This window comes from Streptomyces sp. NPDC037301 (assembly GCF_055602785.1).
In genome coordinates, this window is sequence record NZ_JBVJWD010000123.1 from 1 (window position 1) to 5,477 (window position 5,477).

Sequence of the window (5,477 nt, forward strand, 5' to 3'; positions counted from 1 at the left end):
CAACTACGCCGCCGCCAACGCCTTCCTCGACGCCCTCGCCACCCACCGCCACACCCAAAACCAACCCGCACACTCCCTCGCCTGGGGACTCTGGAACACCAACCACGGCATGGCCACACACCTCACCCAAACCAACCTCAACCGCATGAACAACGGCCCCCTCCTCCCCCTCACCACCACCCAAAACCTCACCCACTTCGACACCGCCCTCACCACCACCAACCACCCCACCCTCCTCCCCATCAAACTCAACCCCCACCACCCCACCCAACACCTCCTCCACACCCTCCACCCCACAACACCCACCCGCCCCACCGCACACACCACCACCCACACCACCACCGTTGATCCCTCCTCGCTGGAGCAGCGGCTGGCACCGCTCGCCGACGACGAGCGCCGCCTCCTGCTGGAGGACATGATCTGCGTCGAGGTGGCCGCGGTGCTCGGGTACGCCGACGCCTCGTCGCTCGACCCGGCGCGGTCGTTCCAGGAGTCCGGATTCGACTCGCTCACCGCGGTGGAGCTGCGCAACAGGCTGAAGAAGACCACCGGTCAGCGCCTGTCCGCCACGCTGGTCTTCGACTACCCGACGCCCCAGACCCTGGCGAGGTACCTGCTGGAGGAACTGCTGCCGGAGATCGAGGAGATCCGGGCGCAGCAGCAGGTGCCCGCAGCGGACGGGAACGAGGACAACGAGGACGAGGACACGCTGCGCCGGGTGCTCGGCTCGGTGCCGCTGGCCCGTATCAGGGAAGCCGGCCTGCTGAACGCACTGCTGGCGCTGGCCCCGTCCGGGCTCCCGGCACAGAGTGCGGAAGCGGCGCACCGGAATGCCGAGGCCGAAGGCGACCAGAGCGACGGCGACCAGAGCGACGCGATCCTGGCGATGGACATCGACGACCTCGTACGCGAGGCGTTCGAGCGCAGCGACTCCGAACAGCCTGAATGACCGAGCGGGCTCCGGCCCCGCCGGTTCTGCCGTCCCCGTCGTCTCCGGTTCCACCGGGGTCGACGGGGACGGGGCACTGTCCGGACGAGGGGACGGAGCACCGTCCGGGCGAAGCGACTCACGTGACACGAGCGACCGAGGAATGCGAGTGACGACCGTGGATACACCTGTTCAGAAGATCGCAGAGGCGCTGCGCAAATCGCTGCTGGAGAACGAGCGGCTGCGCCGGCGCTATGACGAGGCCACGGCCGCCGCTGCGGAGCCGGTGGCGATCGTGGGCATGAGTTGCCGCTTCCCGGGAGGGGTGGAGTCTCCGGAGGACCTGTGGTCGCTCGTCGACTCGGGCACCGACGCGATCACCGGGTTCCCGGACAACCGGGGCTGGGACCTCGACGGGGTGTACGACCCGGACGGCGTACGGCCGCACACCAGCTACACCGGGCAGGGCGGATTCCTGCACCGGGCGCCGGAGTTCGACCCGGCGTTCTTCGGGATGAGCCCGCACGAGGCGACCGCCACGGACCCCCAGCAACGCCTGCTGCTCGAAGTCGCCTGGGAGGCGTTCGAGCGGGCCGGGATCGATCCACACGGCCTGACGGGCAGCCAGACCGGGGTGTACGCAGGCGTCATGGCCACCGACTACCCGGTGCGGGTGGGCACGGTGCCCGAGGGTGCCGAAGGATTCATGGTCACCGGCACCGACGGCAGCATCGTGTCAGGACGGATCTCCTACACCCTCGGTCTGGAGGGGCCCGCCGTATCGATCGACACGGCATGCTCGTCCTCGCTGGTGGCGCTCCACCTGGCCGTGCAGGCGCTGCGCCAGGGCACCTGCTCGCTGGCCCTGGCCGGCGGCGTCACCGTGATGTCCACGGCCCGTACGTTCGTGGAGTTCAGCCGGCAGCGCGGGCTGGCCCTCGACGGCCGCTGCCGGTCCTTCGCCGACGCCGCCGCCGGTACGGGCTGGGGCGAGGGCGCCGGCATGCTCGTACTGGAGAAGCTGTCCGACGCGCGCCGCAACGGCCGCCGCATCCTCGCGGTGGTGCGCGGCTCCGCGCTGAACCAGGACGGTGCCAGCAACGGCCTCACCGCCCCGAACGGCCCCTCGCAGCAGCGGGTGATCCGCCAGGCCCTGGCCGACGCCGGCCTGTCCACCGGGGACGTCGACGTCGTGGAGGCGCACGGCACCGGCACCGTGCTCGGCGATCCCATCGAGGCACAGGCCCTGATGGCGACGTACGGCAAGGGGCGTCCGGCCGACAACCCGCTGTGGCTGGGCTCGGTCAAGTCGAACATCGGGCACACCCAGGCCGCCGCGGGCGTGGCCGGGGTGATCAAGTCGGTGATGGCGCTGCGGCACGGCGTACTGCCCAGGACCCTGCACGTGGATGCCCCGTCCACCAAGGTGGACTGGGAGGACGGCTCGGTGAAGCTGCTCACCGAGCCGGTGCCGTGGCAGCGCGACCGCCCCCGCCGCGCGGGGGTTTCCTCCTTCGGCCTCAGCGGCACCAACGCCCACGTCATCATTGAGCAGGCGCCCGAAGCCGAAGCGCCCGCGGTGGCCGCGCCGGACACCTCGGCCGCGCTGCCCTACCTCATCACCGCGAAGAGCGCAGCGGCGTTGCGCGCCCAGGCCGACCGGCTCGCCGAGCGGGTCGCGGCCGACCTCGGACTGCGCCCCGCGGACCTCGGGTACTCCCTGGCGACCACCCGTGCCGCGCTGGAGCACCGGGCCGTGCTGGTCGCCGACGGCCGGGACAGCCTGCTGGCGGGGCTGCGGTGCACCGCCGACGGCGACACCCCGGACAACCTGGCCAGCGGCACCGCCACCGGCCGGGCCAAGGTCGCGTTCGTCTTCCCCGGTCAGGGTTCGCAGTGGGCCGGCATGGCCCTGGAACTGCTGGACCGGGCACCGGTGTTCGCCGAGCGGATACGTGCCTGCGCGGACGCCTTCAGCCCCTACGTCGACTGGGACCTGCTCGCCGTACTGCGGGGCGAACCTGACGCGCCCACCCTCGAACGCGTCGACGTGGTCCAGCCGGTGCTGTTCTCCGTGATGGTCTCGCTGGCCGAACTGTGGCGCGCCCACGGTGTGAAGCCCGCCGCGGTGGTGGGCCATTCGCAGGGCGAGATCGCCGCGGCCTGCGTCGCGGGCGCCCTCTCCCTCGAAGACGCCGCCCGCGTGGTGACGCTGCGCAGCCAGGCCATCGCCCGCCGGCTGACCGGCCCCGGCGGCATGATGTCGGTGTCCTGCCCCGCCGAGCAGGTCGCCGCACGGCTGCGCCGCTGGGACGGCCGGCTGTCCGTCGCCGCGATCAACGGCGCCGGGTCGGTCGCCGTCTCCGGTGACTCCGACGCACTGGACGAGCTCCTCGCCGAGCTCCAGGCCGAGGACATCTGGGCGCGCAGGATCCCGGTCGACTACGCCTCGCACTCCGCCCATGTGGAGTCCATCGAGCAGGAGTTGCTGGAAGTACTGGCGGACATCACGCCCCGCCCCTCGCGCATCCCGTTCTACTCGACGGTGACCGCGTCGCTGATCGACACCAGCGAGCTCGACGCCTCGTACTGGTACCGCAATCTGCGGCAGACGGTGCGCTTCGAGGAGACCACCCGGGCCCTGCTCGCCGACGGCCACGGCGTCTTCGTCGAGGCCAGCCCGCACCCGGTGCTGTCCATGGGCATCCAGGAGACCGGCGAGGCGGCTGGGCGGCCCACCGCTGCCATCGGTTCGCTGCGCAGGCACGAGGGCGGCATGGACCGTTTCCTGCTCTCGCTCGGCGAGGCCTGGGTGCAGGGCGTGGCCGTGGGCTGGGAGTCGTCGTTCACGCCGTACGCCCCGGCGTGGGTCGACCTGCCCACCTACCCGTTCCAGCGCCGGCCGTACTGGCCACGACCGGACGCGGGCGGTGCGGATGTGGCCTCGGCCGGGCTCGACGCCGCCGACCATCCGCTGCTGGGCGCGGTGGTGGGGCTGGCCGACGCGGACGGTGCGCTCCTGACCGGCCGGATCGGCCTCGACTCCCACCCGTGGCTGGCGGACCACGCGGCCGGCGGCACGGTACTGCTGCCCGGCACCGCGCTGGTGGAGCTCGCCGTACGCGCCGGTGACCAGGTCGGCTGCGGCCGGGTCGACGAACTCACCCTGACCGAACCGCTGTTGCTGCCCGAGAAGGGCGGCGTCCAGCTCCAGGTGTTCGTGGGCGTGCCGGACGCGACCGGACGGCGACCGGTCGCCGTGCACTCGCGCCCGCTGACCGCCCCCGGAGCGGAGAACACCGACGGCGCCGAGACGGCATGGACGGGGCACGCCAGCGGCTACCTCGTGTCCGAGCCGGCTTGGGATGCGAGCGCGGCCGCCGACACATCAGCCGTCTGGCCGCCCGAAGGCGCCACCGCGCTGGACGTCTCGGACCTGTACGAGCGGCTCGCCGACCAGGGCTACGGCTACGGTCCTGCCTTCCAGGGGCTGCGCGCCGCCTGGCAGCACGGCGACGAGGTGTTCGCGGAAATCGCCCTGCCCGAGGACGCCCGCGCCGAGGCCGCCAGGTTCGGACTGCACCCGGCGCTGCTGGACGCGGCCCTGCACGCCGCGGGCCTCGGCCCGTTCGGCACTTCTTCCGACACCTCCGACGGACAGATCCGGCTGCCCTTCAGCTGGAGCGGCGTGAGCCTGCGAGCCGTGGGCGCGGCCGCACTGCGGGTACGGGTCTCCCCGGCCGGCGACGACGCGGTGAGTCTGCGTCTGTCGGACGCGACGGGAGCGCCGGTCGCATCCGTCGACGCGCTGATACTGCGTCCGGTCGCGCTCGGCGGGCTGTCGGCCACCCCGGCACCGCACCGCGACTCCCTGTTCCAGGTGGAGTGGCAGGCGGCGGCGAAGACGGGCGAAGCGGCATCGGCACGCGCGGTGCCCTGGGCTCTCCTGTCCGAGGACGAAACCGCAGACTCTGCCGTGTACGCCACGCTGCTGCCGGCCGGCGACGCAACGCGCACCGACGGGCCGGACGGGCCGGCACCGCAGGTGCTGGTTCTCCCCTGCCCGCCGGTCGACGTCACGGACGCGGAGCACGTGCCGCAGCGACTGCGCGAAGTGCTCGGCACCGTGCTGGCCGCACTGCAGCAGTGGTCGGCCGAGGACCGGCCGGTCTCTTCCCGGCTGGCCGTGGTCACCCAGGGCGCCGCAGGCCCCGAGGGGCTGCCGGTGGACGTCGTCGGTGCGTCGGTGTGGGGTCTGGTGCGCGCCGCACAGGCCGAAACGCCGGACTGCTTCGTCCTGGTCGATTCGGACGGCACGCCCAAGTCCGCGCGGCAGCTCGCCGCCGCGGTGGTGTCGGGTGGTGAGCCGGAACTTGCCCTGCGCAACGGCGAAACCTACGTACCCCGCCTCGTACGAGCCACCACACCCCACCCCGACACCTCAACCACCCCCACCCTCACCGGTTTCGAGGACTGGGGCCCCGAAGACACCCTCCTCATCACCGGCGGCACCGGCGGACTCGCCACCCTCATCGCCGCACACCTCATC

2 protein-coding genes are annotated in these 5,477 nt (G+C 72.4%); both read left to right on the forward strand.

Going from position 1 to position 5,477, the window contains the following annotated elements:
* Positions 1–949: acyl carrier protein (locus ACZ7IB_RS48465; protein ID WP_470921719.1), on the forward strand; the 949-nt coding region annotated here is incomplete at its 5' end.
* Between the two features lie 157 nt (positions 950–1,106).
* The coding region (locus ACZ7IB_RS48470) for a type I polyketide synthase (RefSeq protein WP_470921721.1) at positions 1,107–5,477 on the forward strand (4,371 nt) is incomplete at its 3' end.